This is a genomic window from Rhizobium sp. Leaf321, from assembly GCF_001423215.1.
GTDB classification, from domain to species: Bacteria; Pseudomonadota; Alphaproteobacteria; order Rhizobiales; family Rhizobiaceae; genus Neorhizobium; species Neorhizobium soli.
The window spans coordinates 753,715-770,308 of record NZ_LMOF01000008.1; the positions used below are offsets into that span (position 1 = coordinate 753,715).

General features: G+C 60.7%; 15 protein-coding genes and 1 tRNA gene. 8 read left to right on the top strand and 8 right to left on the bottom strand.

What is annotated here, in order from left to right:
- Positions 1 to 302 precede the first annotated feature (302 nt).
- A complete protein-coding gene (locus ASF70_RS20685; protein WP_062460726.1) occupies positions 303 to 602 on the top strand; it encodes a hypothetical protein in 300 nt (99 codons plus the stop codon).
- Positions 603 to 625: 23 nt separating this feature from the next.
- On the opposite strand, the gene ASF70_RS20690 is transcribed toward ASF70_RS20685, so the two are convergent.
- Positions 626 to 889 carry a hypothetical protein gene (locus ASF70_RS20690; RefSeq protein ID WP_062583120.1) on the bottom strand — a complete coding sequence of 88 codons (264 nt, stop codon included), beginning with the start codon at positions 887 to 889 and terminating at the stop codon, positions 626 to 628.
- A 368-nt stretch (positions 890 to 1,257) separates the two neighbouring features.
- Here ASF70_RS20690 and ASF70_RS20695 point away from each other — a divergent pair, with 368 nt between their 5' ends.
- From ASF70_RS20695 to ASF70_RS20705, 3 genes are all read left to right on the top strand, one after another.
- Positions 1,258 to 2,436, top strand: coding sequence for a phosphoserine transaminase (locus tag ASF70_RS20695; protein WP_062582435.1), 1,179 nt, complete (start codon positions 1,258 to 1,260; stop codon positions 2,434 to 2,436).
- A gap of 91 nt (positions 2,437 to 2,527) precedes the next feature.
- Positions 2,528 to 4,123 (top strand): phosphoglycerate dehydrogenase, encoded by a 1,596-nt coding sequence (gene serA / locus ASF70_RS20700; protein WP_062582437.1) that lies wholly within the window; start codon positions 2,528 to 2,530, stop codon positions 4,121 to 4,123.
- Positions 4,124 to 4,367: 244 nt separating this feature from the next.
- Entirely contained in the window at positions 4,368 to 5,438 is a 1,071-nt protein-coding gene (locus ASF70_RS20705; RefSeq protein ID WP_062582439.1) for a Tim44 domain-containing protein, read from the top strand.
- On the opposite strand, the gene ASF70_RS20710 is transcribed toward ASF70_RS20705, so the two are convergent.
- Positions 5,439 to 5,879, bottom strand: coding sequence for a DUF1810 domain-containing protein (locus tag ASF70_RS20710; protein WP_062460710.1), 441 nt, complete (start codon positions 5,877 to 5,879; stop codon positions 5,439 to 5,441).
- Between the two features lie 106 nt (positions 5,880 to 5,985).
- On the opposite strand from ASF70_RS20710, the gene ASF70_RS20715 reads away from it, so the two are divergent.
- The 3 genes from ASF70_RS20715 to ASF70_RS20725 all read left to right on the top strand — a co-directional run bounded on the left by ASF70_RS20715 (position 5,986) and on the right by ASF70_RS20725 (position 8,727).
- Entirely contained in the window at positions 5,986 to 7,119 is a 1,134-nt protein-coding gene (locus ASF70_RS20715; protein WP_062582441.1) for a mechanosensitive ion channel domain-containing protein, read from the top strand.
- Positions 7,120 to 7,297: 178 nt separating this feature from the next.
- Complete coding sequence (gene mnmA, locus ASF70_RS20720; RefSeq protein WP_062582443.1) at positions 7,298 to 8,494, top strand: tRNA 2-thiouridine(34) synthase MnmA; 1,197 nt, start codon at positions 7,298 to 7,300, stop codon at positions 8,492 to 8,494.
- A 156-nt stretch (positions 8,495 to 8,650) separates the two neighbouring features.
- Positions 8,651 to 8,727: transfer RNA gene (locus tag ASF70_RS20725), tRNA-Met, on the top strand.
- A 141-nt stretch (positions 8,728 to 8,868) separates the two neighbouring features.
- Here ASF70_RS20725 and ASF70_RS20730 read toward each other — a convergent pair.
- The 6 genes from ASF70_RS20730 to ASF70_RS20755 all read right to left on the bottom strand — a co-directional run bounded on the left by ASF70_RS20730 (position 8,869) and on the right by ASF70_RS20755 (position 14,705).
- Entirely contained in the window at positions 8,869 to 9,114 is a 246-nt protein-coding gene (locus ASF70_RS20730; protein WP_062460699.1) for a hypothetical protein, read from the bottom strand.
- Between the two features lie 120 nt (positions 9,115 to 9,234).
- On the bottom strand, positions 9,235 to 10,284 hold the full coding sequence (locus tag ASF70_RS20735) for a sn-glycerol-3-phosphate import ATP-binding protein UgpC (RefSeq protein ID WP_062460696.1): 1,050 nt from the start codon (positions 10,282 to 10,284) through the stop codon (positions 9,235 to 9,237).
- A complete protein-coding gene (gene ugpE, locus ASF70_RS20740; RefSeq protein ID WP_062460693.1) occupies positions 10,284 to 11,132 on the bottom strand; it encodes a sn-glycerol-3-phosphate ABC transporter permease UgpE in 849 nt (282 codons plus the stop codon). Before ugpE ends, ASF70_RS20735 begins: the two co-directional genes overlap by 1 nt.
- A 9-nt stretch (positions 11,133 to 11,141) precedes the next feature.
- The gene (ugpA, locus tag ASF70_RS20745; protein ID WP_062460690.1) at positions 11,142 to 12,023 is read right to left on the bottom strand and encodes a sn-glycerol-3-phosphate ABC transporter permease UgpA; all 882 of its coding nucleotides are present in this window, start codon (positions 12,021 to 12,023) and stop codon (positions 11,142 to 11,144) included.
- A gap of 68 nt (positions 12,024 to 12,091) precedes the next feature.
- Complete coding sequence (ugpB, locus tag ASF70_RS20750; RefSeq protein WP_062460687.1) at positions 12,092 to 13,396, bottom strand: sn-glycerol-3-phosphate ABC transporter substrate-binding protein UgpB; 1,305 nt, start codon at positions 13,394 to 13,396, stop codon at positions 12,092 to 12,094.
- Between the two features lie 184 nt (positions 13,397 to 13,580).
- Positions 13,581 to 14,705 (bottom strand): metallophosphoesterase, encoded by a 1,125-nt coding sequence (locus tag ASF70_RS20755; RefSeq protein ID WP_062582445.1) that lies wholly within the window; start codon positions 14,703 to 14,705, stop codon positions 13,581 to 13,583.
- Between the two features lie 409 nt (positions 14,706 to 15,114).
- On the opposite strand from ASF70_RS20755, the gene ASF70_RS20760 reads away from it, so the two are divergent.
- Positions 15,115 to 16,560: an aldehyde dehydrogenase gene (locus ASF70_RS20760; protein WP_062582447.1), complete on the top strand. Its 1,446-nt coding sequence runs from the start codon at positions 15,115 to 15,117 to the stop codon at positions 16,558 to 16,560.
- Positions 16,561 to 16,594: the final 34 nt, after the last annotated feature.

Sequence of the window (16,594 nt, forward strand, 5' to 3'; positions counted from 1 at the left end):
GCCTACGAGCCGGAACCGGCTCCGCTGGTCTACAAGTAAGCTTCATCTCGATCTCGAGAAAAAAGGGTCGCCTTCCGGGCGGCCTTTTTTCGTTTGCGGCCCCGACGAAGACGAATTTCCGTCTGGCCCCGCTGCTTCGCCCTGTCATCTCACTGGGACACCGGGAGCGTTACGAGGACTGCGCGGTAGAGCCCGGTCACAGCACCAACCGCATCGGCAGCCGATCACGAACTCTTGACGAACGCACTCTCCGCCCGAAATGTCGATAAACGCGATTTTGATCGCGCTGTGGGAGAGGATGAATGAAGAAGTATTTTGTTTCGGCGGTTGTAGCTGGCGTTGCATTATCAGCGTTTGCCGGTTCGGCATCGGCCCAGAGATACCTTGATGACTACGTTGGACAGCGCATCAATGCCGTGAAAGACGATCTACGCGACCAGGGCTTTCGCGATGTTGGACGCATTTCGGACCGGCGCGGCAGCTACGCACTCATGTTCGACGGCCGAACCTGCCTCGCGTTGCACGGAGGCAGAGGCGTGATCGACGACATCGACAGGCTTGATCGCCAGGATTGCGATCCAAGACGTCGGCCACGTTACTGACAACAGGTGAGTCTGATCGACGGTCAGTCATCGAACGGACCGTCGATCCTATGTCTGTCGATTATGCGCAGGCTACGATCAGGTTCGATGACGTAAGTTTCGCTGATCCGTTCACCGAACTGGTTGCGAAATTCATGGGGTATCCTGCTTCCCACCGGTGCGTTTTTCAGCCGCGTGTGAGGCTGCCCTTTGTATGTGATGCTCCCGGGGATGGGGGAAAGGTCGACTTGTGATGTCGAGCAGGCCGTGAGGAGGCCTGCTGCAGCCAGTACAAAAAAGCGTTTCATGGTCTGCTCCTGGATTTGTAGGTAAGCTGTCAAACAGCCTGGGCGGAGAAAAGTTTCCCGATAGGCTGCGGGCTTCAGACTCATATTGCTGAAGACGCACTGACGTTGCAGGGCTGCACGCCATTTCGACAGTATTGGCGCGATAGTCTTTTGAACTTTGCAAGGGTGATCAGTCGGGGAATCGGCATATCAAACATATGCTAGCAGACCGATCCCGGTCTTGTGCTACTCCGGCTCCATCAGCGCGACGTTGCTAGCCGCACTCTCCAGAAACCCATTTCCACTTGCGCTTTTCTCATCTTTCCACTATCCACGGCGGCGGGACACTCCTCCCCAACGAGGAGCCAATTACCTGGAAGGGTATACATATGGCCAATGCCGCAAAGCCGGACCTGCGTCCGAATAACGCCCATTTTTCTTCTGGCCCTTGCTCGAAGCGCCCCGGTTGGTCGCTCGACGCTCTCTCCGATGCCCCGCTCGGTCGTTCGCACCGCGCCAAGGTTGGCAAGGACAAGCTCAAGCAGGCCATTGATCTCACCCGTGAAGTTCTGAACGTTCCGGCCGATTACCGTATCGGCATCGTTCCCGCGTCCGACACCGGCGCCGTCGAAATGGCGATGTGGTCGCTGCTTGGCGAACGTGGCGTCGACATGGTCGCCTGGGAAAGTTTTGGTGCCGGCTGGGTCACCGACGTGGTCAAGCAGCTGAAGCTGAAGGATGTGCGCAAGATCGAGGCCGATTACGGCGTGCTTCCCGACCTTTCCACTATCGATTTCGACCGTGACGTGGTCTTCACCTGGAACGGCACGACCTCGGGCGTTCGCGTTCCGAATGCCGACTTCATCCCTGATGACCGCAAGGGCCTCACCATCTGCGACGCAACGTCGGCCGCATTTGCGCAGGACCTCGATTTTGCCAAGCTCGACGTCACCACCTTCTCCTGGCAGAAGGTGCTGGGCGGCGAGGGTGGCCACGGCATGATCATCCTGTCGCCGCGCGCTGTCGCCCGTCTTGAAAGCTACGTCCCGGCCTGGCCGCTGCCGAAGATCTTCCGCATGACCTCGGGCGGCAAGATTTCCGAAGGCATCTTCAAGGGTGAGACGATCAACACGCCGTCCATGCTCTGCGTCGAGGATTATATCGATGCGCTGCAATGGGCGAAGTCGCTCGGTGGCTTGAAGGCGCTGATTGCCCGTGCCGACGCGAATGCGAAGGTGATCTTCGATTTCGTGGCGGCCAACGACTGGATCGCCAATCTGGCGCAGGTCGATGAGACCCGCTCCAACACCTCGGTCTGCCTGAAGATCGCCGATGCCGATGTCGCCGCTCTCGACGCTGACGCACAGGCAGCCTTTGCCAAGGGCGTGACCTCAATCCTCGAAAAGGAAGGCGTCGCACTCGACGTCGGCGCTTACCGCGACGCACCGTCGGGCTTGCGCATCTGGGCTGGCGCCACCGTCGAAGAGGCGGACATGAAGGCGCTGATGCCGTGGCTCACCTATGCGTTCGAAACGCAGAAGGCCGCGCTGTCCAAGGCCGCTGCCTGATCGAATTCCGGTGCCGCCGCTCACCCGTCTAGGGACGCGGCACCGTTTCATCCGCATTTAGAGATTACACCCCTTATCAGGAGCCCAACCCATGGCACCTCGCGTTCTCGTATCCGACGAACTCTCCGAAACCGCTGTCCAGATCTTTCGCGATCGCGGCGTCGAAGTCGATTTCCAGCCGAAGCTCGGCAAGGACAAGGACAAGCTCGCCGAAATCATCGGCAATTACGATGGCCTCGCCATCCGTTCCGCCACAAAGGCGACCGAGAAGCTGATCGCTGCTGCGACCAACCTCAAGGTCATCGGCCGCGCCGGTATCGGCGTCGACAATGTCGACATCCCGGCTGCCTCGAAGCGCGGCATCATCGTCATGAACACGCCGTTCGGCAACTCGATCACGACCGCCGAACATGCGATTGCCCTGATGTTTGCGGTTGCCCGCCAGCTGCCGCAGGCCGATGCCTCGACGCAGGCCGGCAAGTGGGAAAAGTCGAAGTTCATGGGTGTCGAAATCACCGGCAAGACGCTCGGCGTCATCGGCGCCGGCAATATCGGCGGCATCGTCTGCAAGAAGGCGATCGGCATCGGCATGCATGTCATCGCCTATGACCCCTTCCTGTCGGCGGAACGTGCGCTGGACATGGGCGTCGAGAAGGTCGAGCTGGACGATCTACTGGCGCGCGCCGACTTCATCACCCTGCATGTTCCGATGACCGACAAGACCCGCGGCATTCTCGGCAAAGAAAACCTTGCCAAGACCAAGAAGGGCGTGCGGATCATCAACTGCGCCCGCGGCGGCCTCGTCGATGAAGCAGCGCTTGCTGAAGCCATCAAGTCCGGCCATGTCGCCGGTGCTGGTTTCGACGTGTTCGAAGTCGAGCCTGCGACGGAAAGCCCGCTGTTTGGTCTCGACAACGTCGTGTGCACGCCGCATCTGGGCGCCTCCACCACGGAAGCCCAGGAAAACGTGGCCTTGCAGGTGGCTGAACAAATGTCGGACTACCTGATCAAGGGTGCCGTTTCCAACGCCATCAACATGCCCTCGATCACCGCTGAAGAAGCACCGATCCTGAAGCCGTTCATCCGTCTTGCCGATGTTCTCGGTGCCTTCGTTGGTCAGGTCACGGAAGATCCGATCAAGGAAATCGAGATCCTGTTTGATGGCGCAACGGCCGGAATGAACACCAAGGCGCTCACCTCCGCGCTTCTGGCTGGTTTGATCCGTAACCAGGTGGCAGACGTGAACATGGTTTCCGCGCCGATCATGATCAAGGAAAAGGGCATCGTCCTGTCCGAGGTCAAGCGCGACAAGACCGGTGTCTATGACGGCTACATCAAGCTGACGGTCACCACCGACAAGCAGAGCCGTTCCGTCGCCGGCACCGTGTTTTCCGACGGCAAGCCGCGGTTCATCCAGATCAAGGGCATCAACATGGACGCCGATGTCGGCGCCAACATGGTCTACATCTCCAATACCGACGTACCCGGCATGATCGGCTTCATGGGCACCACGCTCGGTGATGCCGGCGTCAACATCGCCAACTTCCATCTCGGCCGTGAGAAGGATGGCGGCGATGCGATCGCGCTGCTTTATGTCGATGGTCCTGTTTCGAACGACGTGCTCGCCCGCCTGACCGCCAACCCGGCGATCCGTCAGGCCCGCCAGCTGGTTTTCAACGTCGAATAAACCATCCTCCCGGATGACCAAGACAAAGCCCGGTGCCAGCGCGCCGGGCTTTTTCGTTGTGATCAAGCCGATGTGATCGGTCCATACGCTAAATCTCCCGCTGGTTGTATTTGCATCGCTTGGCTCCCGTTTCATCGTCCGATATCTACTTCGGCGGGAAAAGATGGTGGTGGCTCTAAAATTCTCGCCTGCCACTCTCTATATCTAGGATCACGACCGCATCGGGCGGCCAGAGGAGAAACCAATGTTATCCAAGCTTCGGCGTTTCCAGAAACTCTTCGCGATCTTCGCGGTCGGAATGGCAGTTTCGCTAACAGCCGTCGATATGGCGGAGGCGCGCCGCGCCGGCGGCGGTTCCAGCTTCGGCAGCCGCGGTACGCGCACGTTCGCACCGCCGCCGACCACCAACACGGCACCGGGCACGGCAACCGGCATCAATCGTTCGATGACGCCCAACACGCAGCAGAACGCAGCGTCTCCTGCTAACGGCGCAGGCGCCCAGGCGGCTCAGCCGCGTCGTGGCCTGTTCGGCGGCATGGCTGGTGGTCTTCTCGGCGGTCTGGCTCTCGGTGGCCTGTTCGGCATGATGATGGGCAACGGTTTTGGCGGTATGGCCGGCATGTTCGGCATGCTGTTGCAGATCGCGCTGATCGCGGGTCTTGCCATGCTGGCCTTCCGCTTCTTCGCCCGTCGTCGCCAGCAGCAGCACCCGGCGGGTCCTGCCGGCAATGCGCGTGACAACGGTTTCGGCGGCAACAACCGGGACAACAACAACGCTTATCAGGCACCGCAGAACACCGGTGGCGGCTTCCAGATCCCTAAGATCGGTTCTGGCGGCGGTGCGATGGGTGGCTTCGGTGCCACGCAGGCTGCGTCTGCTCCGCGTCAGGCGGGTCCCGACACGGATGAAGTCGGTATCACCGGTCGCGATCTCGGCCTGTTTGAAAAGATGCTGACGGATGTTCAGGCTGCCTATGGCGCGGAAGACTACGCGAAGCTTCGCAATCTCACCACGCCGGAAGCCATGTCCTATCTGGCCGAAGAGCTTGGTGAAAACGCCACCAATGGCGTGAAGAACGAAGTCCGCGACGTGACCCTGTTGCAGGGCGACCTTTCGGAAGCTTGGCGCGAAAACGGCCAGGAATACGCAACGGTTGCGATGCGCTACTCGAGCGTCGACTTCCTCAGCGATCGCAACACCGGCGCTGTCGCCGAAGGTGATCCGAATGCCGTGACGGAAACGGTCGAGATCTGGACCTTCGTGCGCAAGCCGGCCAATGACTGGAAGGTCTCGGCCATCCAGTCGGCTGCCTGATCAGCCAATTCCCAGCAGCGCGATCGTCTTGTCGTCGCGCTGACCGCCGAAGAACTTCTCAAGGGCTCGCTCGAAAGGCGAGCCCTTTTCTGTTGCGGCTTTATCGAACAGCGTCATCGAACTGCGAAACTTCATGTCGTCGGGGAACCCGAGGATGGTGCGCGCCGAAAGTCCTTCATGCGGAAGCATGGCGTGCGTGCATTCGAGGAGACGTGGTCCAAGCACCGGATGGTCGAGATAGGTCTGGGCTTCTTCCAGAGAGGTAAGTGCGAAGCGTTGTGACATGATTGAGGGACCAAGACCGGCGATCTGCGGGAAAATGTACCACATCCAGTGCGACTCTTTGCGGCCGTTTCGCAGTTCGCTCATGACCTGCGCGTAGACCGGATCTTGTGCATCCACGAATCGGGTCAGATCGGATTTTCCGTTATCGACAGTCATGCCGCGCTCCTCGCATCATCTCCCAACGGCCGCCATGAAGACACCGCAACTGTGAAATTTTTGCGGCAGGGGTGTTTCATGCTGCACTGCACCCTAAATCGGTTGGATGGATTTTTTGATTACAGAGTTTCGTCAATATACCGACTGGCTGCCGAACTGGATGGTGAGCGTCGGCCTTCTCGTGGGCGCGGTCCTGATTGGTCTGGCGATCCACCGTTTCGCGTTCGGTATCTTCAAGCGGCTGGTGGAAGACAAGGACCTGTTCTGGCGATCGCTGGTGTCGCGCGGGCGCCGGCCGATGCGTTTGACGGTTCTGACATTCACTGTATCGTTTGCATCATCTATCGCACCGCTTGCGGCTCGACCGGCCGAAATCATCCGGCATGTGCTTCTGCTGGGTTTCATCCTCGTGCTCGGTTGGGTCGCAAAGACGGCTTTGCATATTTGGATGACGGTCTATCTGCGCCGCTTCAAGCTGGATGCGGAAGACAACCTTCTTGCCCGCACCCACGTGACCCAGTCGCGGATTGCCGAGCGCATCGCCGGCGCGATGATCGTCATCGTCACGGTTGCCGCGATGCTGATGACCTTCCCGGCCGTCCAGCAATACGGCGTCAGCGTGCTCGCCTCCGCCGGTGTCGCCGGTATCGTGCTGGGTCTTGCCCTGCAGCCCATGCTTAAAAACATCTTTGCCGGCATCCAGCTTGCCATCACGCAGCCGATTCGCATCGACGATGCGCTGATCGTCGAAGGGGAGTGGGGCAATGTCGAGGAGATCACCTCGACTTATGTGGTGGTGAAGCTGTGGGACTGGCGGCGCATGATTCTGCCGCTCTCCTATTTCATCGAGAATCCGTTCCAGAACTGGACCCGCGAAGGTTCGGCCCTGATTGGCACTGTGATGATCTATCTCGATTATTCCGTTCCCGTCAGCGCCATCAGGCGCAGGGTCGAGGAAATCGCCAACGAGTCGAAGATCTGGGACAGGCGCGTGGTCAATGTTCAGGTGACGGATTTCAAGGAAAGCGTGATGGAGATCCGTATCCTGGTCTCCGCCAACAACGCGCCGAAGACGTTCGACATGCGTTGCGAGATGCGCGAGAAGATCATCGACTTCGTTCAGCGGGAATATCCGGCAGCGCTGCCTCGTCTAAGGGCCGAAGGTGCGAGCAACAGCAACGGGCACGCAAACGGCGCCGTCGCGGATACGGCCCTGCGTCACGCGAACTTCCAGTCCTGATGTTGCTGCTCTCTGACACTGAGGGCACAGATGGGGTGAACGGGCTTCTCTTGCGCGCCAGCTCATTCCTTTCTATATCCTCTTTCTGAAAGCCTTTGCGCGGACGAGCCCGCACATCTGGTGCCACTCTGCCGGCGTGCTTGCTGCCGCGGCCTGAGAGACTTTAAGAGAGTACCCCGTGAATACGCTGGATTTTGACAAGAAGCCGGAAGATACGCGCGTCGTGGTCGCCATGTCGGGCGGCGTGGATTCCTCCGTCGTGGCCGGGCTGTTGAAGCGCGAAGGCTATGACGTGATCGGGATCACGCTTCAGCTCTATGATCACGGCGCTGCCGTCCACCGCGCAGGATCCTGCTGCGCCGGCCAGGATATCGACGATGCCCGCCGGGTCTGCGAGACATTGGGCATTCCGCATTACGTTCTCGACTATGAGAAGCGGTTCCGCGAGACGGTGATCAATCCGTTTGCCGAAGCCTATGCGATGGGCGAAACGCCGGTTCCCTGTGTTGCCTGCAACCAGACGGTCAAGTTTGCCGATCTTTTGGCGACCGCGCGCGAGCTCGGCGCCGATGCGCTGGCAACCGGCCATTACATCCGTTCGGCGCCGAACCCCACGGCCGACAATCCGGGCCGCCGTGCGCTGTTCAGGCCGATCGATGCCGACCGCGACCAGAGCTGGTTCCTGTTTGCGACAACGCAGGAGCAGATCGACTACCTGCGCTTTCCGTTGGGTGGCATGGGCAAGGCGCAGGTGCGCGAGCTGGCCGAAGACATGGGGCTGGTGGTTGCCAAGAAGGCCGACAGCCAGGATATCTGTTTCGTCCCCGCCGGCAAATATGCCGATATCATCGCCAAGGTGAAGCCGAACTCGGCTTTGGTGGGCGATATCGTCCACATGGACGGCCGCGTGCTGGGCCGCCACGAGGGGATCGTTCATTACACGATCGGTCAGCGCAAGGGTTTGGGCGTTGCGACAGGCGAGCCGCTTTACGTGGTTTATCTGGACGCCCGCTCGCGCCGCGTCATCGTAGGTCCCAAGGAAGCGCTCGATACGCACCGCGTCTATCTGCGCGACGTCAACTGGATCGGCGACGGGACGCTGCAGGATGATGCGGGCAACGGCTTTGCGTGCTTTGCCAAGGTGCGTTCGACGCGCCCGCCGACACCTGCCACGCTGCATACGGACGAGCTGGGCGTCTATGTCGATCTGGCGTTCGGAGAGCAGGGCGTGGCACCCGGTCAGGCCTGCGTTCTCTATTCCGCCGAAGGTGCCGATGCGCGCGTCCACGGCGGCGGCTTCGTCGAACGGTCCGAACGAGCGGCCGATGCCGAGGCATCGTTGCGGGCGCTTCTGGCGACCCCTGTAGCCGCTTGAAAGACCGGTTTTATTCGGCCTGGAGAATGAACGAGGGATCGGGAAAATAGCGGCTCAAATCTCGCCGTTTTTCTCCCATCCTGCGCTTGACACTTCAGTGACGCGGGTTCTATAAGCCGCACATCCAAACGGATCGAGACACTCGATCCACCCTGTGGCGGGGTAGCTCAGTTGGTGAGAGCGCAGGATTCATAACCCTGAGGTCGGCAGTTCAATTCTGCCCTCCGCTACCAAATTTCCCAGATTGTCCGATTGATATTCTGCTGCTTCAAGCTCGAGATATGCGAGCGTTCGCTCGGCTGAGTTCTTCAGCACGGTCTCGTGCTAAATCCTGCAGCTGGCCAGTTTTCACAGGTAGCGGCTGTTCTGCTCGATCACTTCGCGCGCGCGGCTAACGCCTTCGCCCGCTTCATCCTGGCGAGGCGTTTCTTTGCGAGGTTGCGGCGGTGCTTGCGAGCTCTGATCTTGAGCTTGGCCTCCCGGTTCTCCAGTCTTCGCTGCAGGCGGACCTGATCGCGGAAGTGCTTGTCGTACGCAAGCGCGCGCGCGCGAACTGCGAAGAACACGGCTGCAATCAGAAGGACCAGGAAACCCAGCAGTGTTACGAGAATGGTGACCATTATTGCGATGCGAACCTTTTTGCTCGCATGAGTAATAGCTCACTTTCCGATAGGGTCAATGTCGCGAAGTTGCAGGAGTGCGCAGGCGTCCGTCGAGAGCGCACTCCTGCGCATCCCGGATCAACCGGTACGTTCGATGCGCTTTCCGGCGCTGTCGAAAAGATGAAGGTGGTGGGGCGCTGTCGTCACGGGCAGTTTCTCGCCGATCGCGATGCGGGAGCGGCCGGGGACCCGGAAGACAAGAGGGCTTCCGTCCGACGTCGCACCATGGACGTAGCTTTCTGCTCCGACCAGTTCGACGGCGATGACCTCGACCTCGGCTCTGAAAGGCGAGGAAACCTCTCCCTCGGCAATCACGATGTCTTCCGGACGAATGCCGACGGTGGCGACAGTGGAGGGAAGGCCTTCGGCCACGCTCCAGCCGCCGGCCTTGCCGAGCGTCATCAGGTTCATCGAGGGCGATCCGATGAAGGTTGCAACGAAGGTGGTAGCGGGTTTTTCATAGAGCTCGATCGGAGTGCCGACCTGCTCGATCCGGCCGGCATTGAGGACGACGAGGCGGTCGGCGAGCGTCATCGCTTCCATCTGGTCGTGGGTGACGTAGATCGACGTCGTGGCCAAGGACCGCTGCAGACGGCGGATCTCGACCCGCATCTGCACGCGCAGTTTCGCGTCGAGGTTCGATAGCGGCTCGTCGAACAGGAAGGCTGCGGGCTTGCGCACGATCGCGCGGCCCATCGCCACACGCTGCCGCTGGCCGCCGGAAAGCTGCCGTGGCTTGCGGGCGAGGAACGGCTCGATTTCGAGTGCGCGCGCGGCCTCGGTGATGCGCCGTTCGATCTCGTCCTTCGAGGTTCCGCGGTTCTTCAGACCGTAGGCAAGGTTCTGCTTGACCGTCATGTGCGGATAGAGCGCGTAGTTCTGGAACACCATCGCGATATCGCGCTCGGCCGGTTCCATGTCGTTGACGCGCTTGCCGTTGATGATGACGTCGCCACCGGTGATGCTTTCGAGCCCGGCGACCATGCGCAGCAGCGTGGACTTGCCGCAGCCGGATGGGCCGACCAGAACGATCATCTCGCCGTCTGCAATGTCCAGCGACACGCCCTTGATGGCGTCGATATTGCCGCCATAGACCTTGCGGACGTCTTTCAGTTCAATTGTTGCCATTACTTTTCGGTCTCCACCAAACCTTTGACGAACCAGCGCTGCATGAGCACCACGACGATGACGGGAGGGATGATTGCCAGGATCGCCGTGACCATGACGTAGTTCCAAGGAGTTGATGCATCAGTGAAATCGACCATGCGGCGCAGGCCGATGATGATCGTGTTCATCTCCGCACGGTCGGTGACGAGCAGCGGCCAGAGATACTGGGTCCAGCCGTAGATAAACAGGATGACGAACAGGGCCGCGATATTGGTCGTCGACAGCGGCAGCAGGATATCGCGCATGAAGCGGAACGGTCCTGCATTGTCGATCCGCGCCGCCTCGACCATTTCGCCGGGAATGGTGAGGAAGAACTGGCGAAACAGGAAGGTCGCCGTCGCCGATGCCATCAGCGGCAGGGTTAGGCCGGCATAGGTGTTGAGCAGGCCGAGATCGACGATTACCTTGTAGGTCGGCAGGATGCGCACTTCGACCGGCAGCATCAGGGTGATGAAGATCATCCAGAAGAAACCCATGCGGAACGGGAAGCGGAAGAAGACGATCGCGAATGCCGACAGGAACGAGATGATGATCTTGCCGACGGCAATTGCGACCGCCACCACGAAACTGTTGAACAGCAGTCTTTCCAGACTGACGCCGACGACGCGTTCGACGCCGCCGGAGATGGACTCGCTGTAGTTCTCGACCATATGGCCGCCAGGCAGCAGCGACAGCGGTGGTCGGATGATCGCGCTCGACGTCGCCGTCGAGGCAATGAATGTGTAGTAGATGGGGAAGGCGACGATGATGATCCCAAGGATCAGCATCAGATGCGCCATCAGGCGTGCGACAGGACGGTTCTCGATCATCTGATAATGTTACCCGTAATGGACGCGTCGCTCGACGAAGCGGAACTGGAAGGCGGTCAGCGCGATGACGATGACCATCAGGATCACCGACTGGGCCGCAGACGAACCGAGGTTGAGGTTCACGAAGCCGTCGTTGTAGACCTTGTAGACCAGCGTTTCGGTGGCCTTTGCCGGTCCGCCGCCGGTCACCGAATGGATGATGCCGAACGTGTCGAAGAAGGCGTAGACGGTGTTGACGACCAGAAGGAAGAAGGTGGTCGGTGCAAGCAGCGGGAAGACGATCGTCCAGAACCTTCGGCTGCCTCGCGCGCCATCGATCGCGGCGGCTTCGAGCAGGGATTTCGGGATTGCCTGCAGGCCGGCGACGAAGAACAGGAAATTGTAGCTGATCTGTTTCCAGGCGGCTGCCACCACGACGAGGGACATGGCCTGGTCGCCGTTCAGCAGCGGGTCCCATGCAATGCCGTTGCGCCGCAGAATATAGGCAAACGTGCCCATGGCCGGGTTGAACATGAACAGCCACAGCATGCCGGCAACCGCCGGCGCCACCGCGTAAGGGATGATCATCATCGTGCGGTAGAAACCCTTACCACGCACGACGGTATCGGCAGCTGTCGCCAGCAGAAGTGCGACACCCATGGAAAGCAGCGCGGTTGCCACGCTGAAGACGACGGTGACGCGGAGCGCGTGAAGATAGCTCTCGTCGGCCAGGATGGCGGAAAAGTTGGCGAAGCCGACAAAGCTGCTCTGCAGCCCGAACGGATCTTCGCGCATGGCCGACTGGTAGAGCGCCTGGCTGGCCGGCCAGAAGAAGAACACGACGGTCAGGACAATCTGCGGCGCCACCAGAAAATAGGGCAGCACCTTGTTGGGAAATACGACGCTTTGCACGGGCAGGCTCCGTTGAAATGCTGCAGGCCGCCCTCGACAGTCGCCGGGGCGGCCCTAACGCTTACCGCTTACTTGCCGATGGCTTGCTGGATGGCGGCATTGCCTCGCTGCACAGCCTTGTCGAGAGCGGCCTTGGCATCCTGCTTGCCGGCGAGCATCGATTCGAACTCTTCGTTCATGATGTCGCGGACCTGCGGCAGGTTGACGAGGCGAACGCCCTTGGAGTTCTCGGTCGGAGCCTTGCCCATCATCTGCAGCAACGGCGTTTCGCGCGCCGGGTTCTTCTCGTAGAAGCCGGATTTCTTGGTATCCTCATAGGCTGCCATCGTGACCGGCATGTAGCCGGAGACCTGGTGCAGTCGTGACTGGATCTTGGTCTGCGACAGGAAGTTGAAGAAGGTCGCGACCCCCTTGTATTCGGCATCGCTCTTTCCGCCGAAGACCCAGAGGCTGGCGCCGCCGGGGATGGTGTTCTGCGGGCGTCCCGGACCTTCTGCATAGGGCAGCTGGCCGATGCCGTATTTCAGGCCGGACTTGACGATGTCGCCCAGACCGCCGGAGGATTCGGTCAGGATGGCGCATTCGCCCGACGTGAACAGCTGCTTGGCTTCAGACGTGCGGCCGCCGTAACGGAACGTGCCGTCCTTGGCGAGATCGGCGATTGCCTGGAAATGCTTGACGAAGGGTTCGGCGTTGAAGGCAAGCTTGACGTCGGTGCCGCCAAGGCCGTTTTCATTGCTGCCGTAGGAGAGGTTGTTCCAGGCCGCAAAATTTTCCGTCTGGATCCAGGTCAGCCATGTCGAGGTAAATCCGCAGGGAGCGGCACCGCTGGTCTTGATCTTCTTGGCAGCGTCGAACACCTCGCCCCAGGTCTTCGGCGGCGTATCGGGGTTGAGCCCGGCCTTCTCGAAGATATCCTTGTTATAATAGAGGATCGGCGAGGACGAGTTGTAGGGGAAGGACAGCATCGTGCCATCAGGCTTCGAATAATAAGCGACAATACCCGGCAGGTACTGGCTCTTGTCGAATTTGAAGCCGCCCTTTTCCAGAACGTCCGCAACCGGCACGATGGCACCCTGGGCGCCCATCATGACGCCGCTGCCGGCATCGAACACCTGCATGATGGCCGGTGGCTGCTTTGCGCGGAAGGCGGCGATGCCGGCGTTCAGCGTTTCCGGGTAGGTGCCCTTGAAGACAGGCATGACCTTGAAGTCCGACTGGCTTTCGTTGAATTCCTTGGCGAGCTGGTCGACAACCTCGTTGTTGGCGCCGGTCATGGCGTGCCACCACGAGATTTCCGTTGCGGCCATGGCGGTTGATCCCATCAGAAACGATGCGGTCGCCAGAATTGCCGAGCCTGTAATGACTTTCATGAAAATTCCTCCCTTGGCATGAATACCGGTCGAGATCCTCCAATCCCGATCGACGCACCGTGTCGATGACGGCGCATTGGCGGCGACTATGTGTTGGCGAGAGCGCCCACGTCAACACCTGTCGTTCGCAGCGGGCCGATGGTTGTGGATAGAGAAAGCAGATGAAGCGGTGTCACTTCAGCCTTCAAAGCGGCTGACCGGCCCGAAGCGTGATCCTGGTCAGTTCGGAGGGAACACCGATCCGCAGCGCGAAACCGGGCCAAATGCCCGTGCCGTTGTTGACGTAGAGGGTCATGCCGCCGATCTGATAGCGGCCCGAAACAAAGCCGTTGTTGGCGCGTGCGACCACGCGATCAAGGCCGACAACCATGCCGCCATGGGTATGCCCCGAAAGCTGGAGGGCGATCCCCGATGCGGCGGCTTTCTGTGCCAACCTGGGCTGATGATCGAGAAGAATGATCGGCGCGTCGGCGGGAGCGCCCGCAATAGCCGTATCGAGGTCCGGGGCAGGCGCTCCGTGGCCGCGTGCCGAAAGGTCCGTGACACCGACCAGCACGAGCCTGCCGCTCCCTCGCGTCAGCACCACGTGGGCATTCTGAAGCATCGTCATGTTCAAGGTTGCGAGGTGGCGCATCCAGTCCCGGTAATCGAAGAAGTATTCGTGGTTGCCAGGGATGGCATAGACCCCATCGCGCGCCCGCAGGTTTGCCAGCGAAGCGACGTCGCTGCGGCGGTCTGCGACGCTGCCGTCGATAAAGTCTCCCGTGATGACGATGAGGTCCGCATCGAGCGCGTTGGTTTTCGATACGACCGCCTCGGCCCATTTCGCTGGGAACAGCCGGCTGATGTGGAGATCGGTCAGCTGGACGAGGCGATAGCCCTCGAATTCCGGCGGCAGGTTTGCGATTGCAATCTCGATGTCGTTGAGTGGCGGCACACGGATTGCCTGGCTGACACCATAGGCGGAAAGGCAGAGCGCGACGCCACCCATGGCATAACGGAGCCCGGCGGGTACGGCGGGGAAGTGTCCGTTAAAGGGCATGATCAGGAGCGAGGCGACATCGAGCGCGATCTGGAAGACGGCCACGAAAACGATCGCGCCAAACAGGAGGTTGAACGCAATGATCAGCGGTCGCGGAAACTCCGGCGAAAAGACCGAGCCGGACGAGAGCCGGCTGAAGAAATGGTATTGCGAGGCGATCAGCAAAAGCACCGCCACTGCCACCTTCGCCGACCAGTGCCAGGGCAGCGGCTGAATGAAGCGGAGGACGACAATCAGCCAGGGCAGTCCAAAGATGAGATGAAACATTGGGTACTTTCAGTTGCGCATGTCGACCGCGGCGCCGGTTCCGCAATCCTACCTATCCCTCGTCGATAGGGTGTGGAAGAGCCGAGCGGGCCGTGTCTGCTCGAAGTAGCGCAGATCAGTCCCGTATCTTTCCGTTTGACGGCTTGAGGCAGGTGCCATGTTCGTGGCTGCGGCTGTTTGATCCTCCCCTTGAGTCGCGGCTGGAGTTCGTTAACATGCCTGTTGGAGGAGGGGCTTCGCTTCTCGATGGAAACCGCGGAGACTGACGGTCAGACTGTGCGAAGTCATGCGCAGGCTGACTGTTTGTTCGCGCGATCGGTCGAGAAAGCGGACGTGTGATGCTGTCGTTTACGGCTGTGGCGCATCCCTCGAAGCTGGCTATCTGGTTTCTCGAAGAAAGGATGCGACCTTGGACATCAAACAGATCATCGGCGGCCAGTTGGCCGACGCCATTTCGGGCAAGACGTTCGAACGGATCAATCCCTTTACGGGCGATGTCGCGAGCCGATCGCCGGCGTCCGGCATCGAGGATGCCAAGGCCGCGGTCGCGGCAGCCCAGGCCGCCTTTCCGGCCTGGTCGACGACCGGTCCCGGTGCGCGTCGCGCGCTTCTCAACAAGGCGGCCGATGTTCTTGCGTCCAAGGGTGGTGAGCTCACCGAGCTGATGACCGCCGAGACCGGCGCGACCGGCGGATGGGCCGGCTTCAACGCACATCTAGCGGCCAACATGCTGCGCGAGGCGGCGGCCATGACGACCCAGATCCAGGGTGAGATCATCCCGTCGGACAAGCCCGGAAACCTGTCGATGGCGATGCGCCAACCGGTCGGCGTCTGCCTTGGCATCGCGCCGTGGAATGCACCGATCATTCTCGGCGTGCGGGCCATCGCGATGGCGCTTGCCTGCGGTAACACGGTCATCCTCAAGGCCTCCGAAGCATGCCCCGGACTGCATGTCGCGATCGGCAAGGTGTTTATCGAGGCCGGTTTCCCGGATGGTGTCGTCAACGTCATCACCAATGCACCCGAGGATGCCGCCGTCGTTGTCGAGGCGCTGGTTTCGGCACCCGAAGTCCGCCGCGTCAACTTTACCGGTTCCACCAAGGTCGGCCGCATCATCGGCGAACTCTGCGGCCGCCATCTGAAGCCGGCGCTTCTCGAACTGGGCGGCAAGGCACCGATGCTCGTGCTTGAGGACGCCGATATCGATGCGGCCGTCAACGGCGCGATCTTCGGCTCGTTCATCAACATGGGCCAGGTCTGCATGGCGACCGAAAAGCTGATCGTCCACGACAAGATCGCCGACGAATTCGTGGCTAAACTGTCCGAGCGCGCAGCCAAGCTTCCGGCGGGCGATCCCCGCGGTCACGTCGTGCTCGGTTCGCTTGTGACGGTCGGTGCCGCGGAGAAGATGGAAGAGATCATCGCCGACGCGATCGCCAAGGGGGCCAGTCTCACCGCCGGCGGCAAGCGCACCGGCAGCGTCGTGGAGGCTACGGTGCTCGATCACGTCAAGCCCGGCATGCGCATCTATGACGAGGAGTGCTTCGGTCCGGTCAAGCCGATCATCCGGGTCAAGGACGAGGAGGAGGCGATCCGGATCGCCAACGATACTGAATACGGTCTCTCGGGTTCGGTCTACAGCCGCGATATCCAGCGCGCGCTCGCCGTCGCCGGCCGGGTCCAATCGGGGATCTGCCACATCAACGGCCCCTCTGTCGCGGATGAGGCGCAGATGCCGTTCGGCGGTGTCAAGGGCTCCGGCTATGGCCGCTTCGGCGGCAGGGCGGCGATCAACGAATTCACCGATCTGCGCTGGATCACCATCGAGGATCCGCACCAGCACTATCCGTTCTAGCGCGAACGCGGCTGAAGAGGGAGGCCGGCCAATG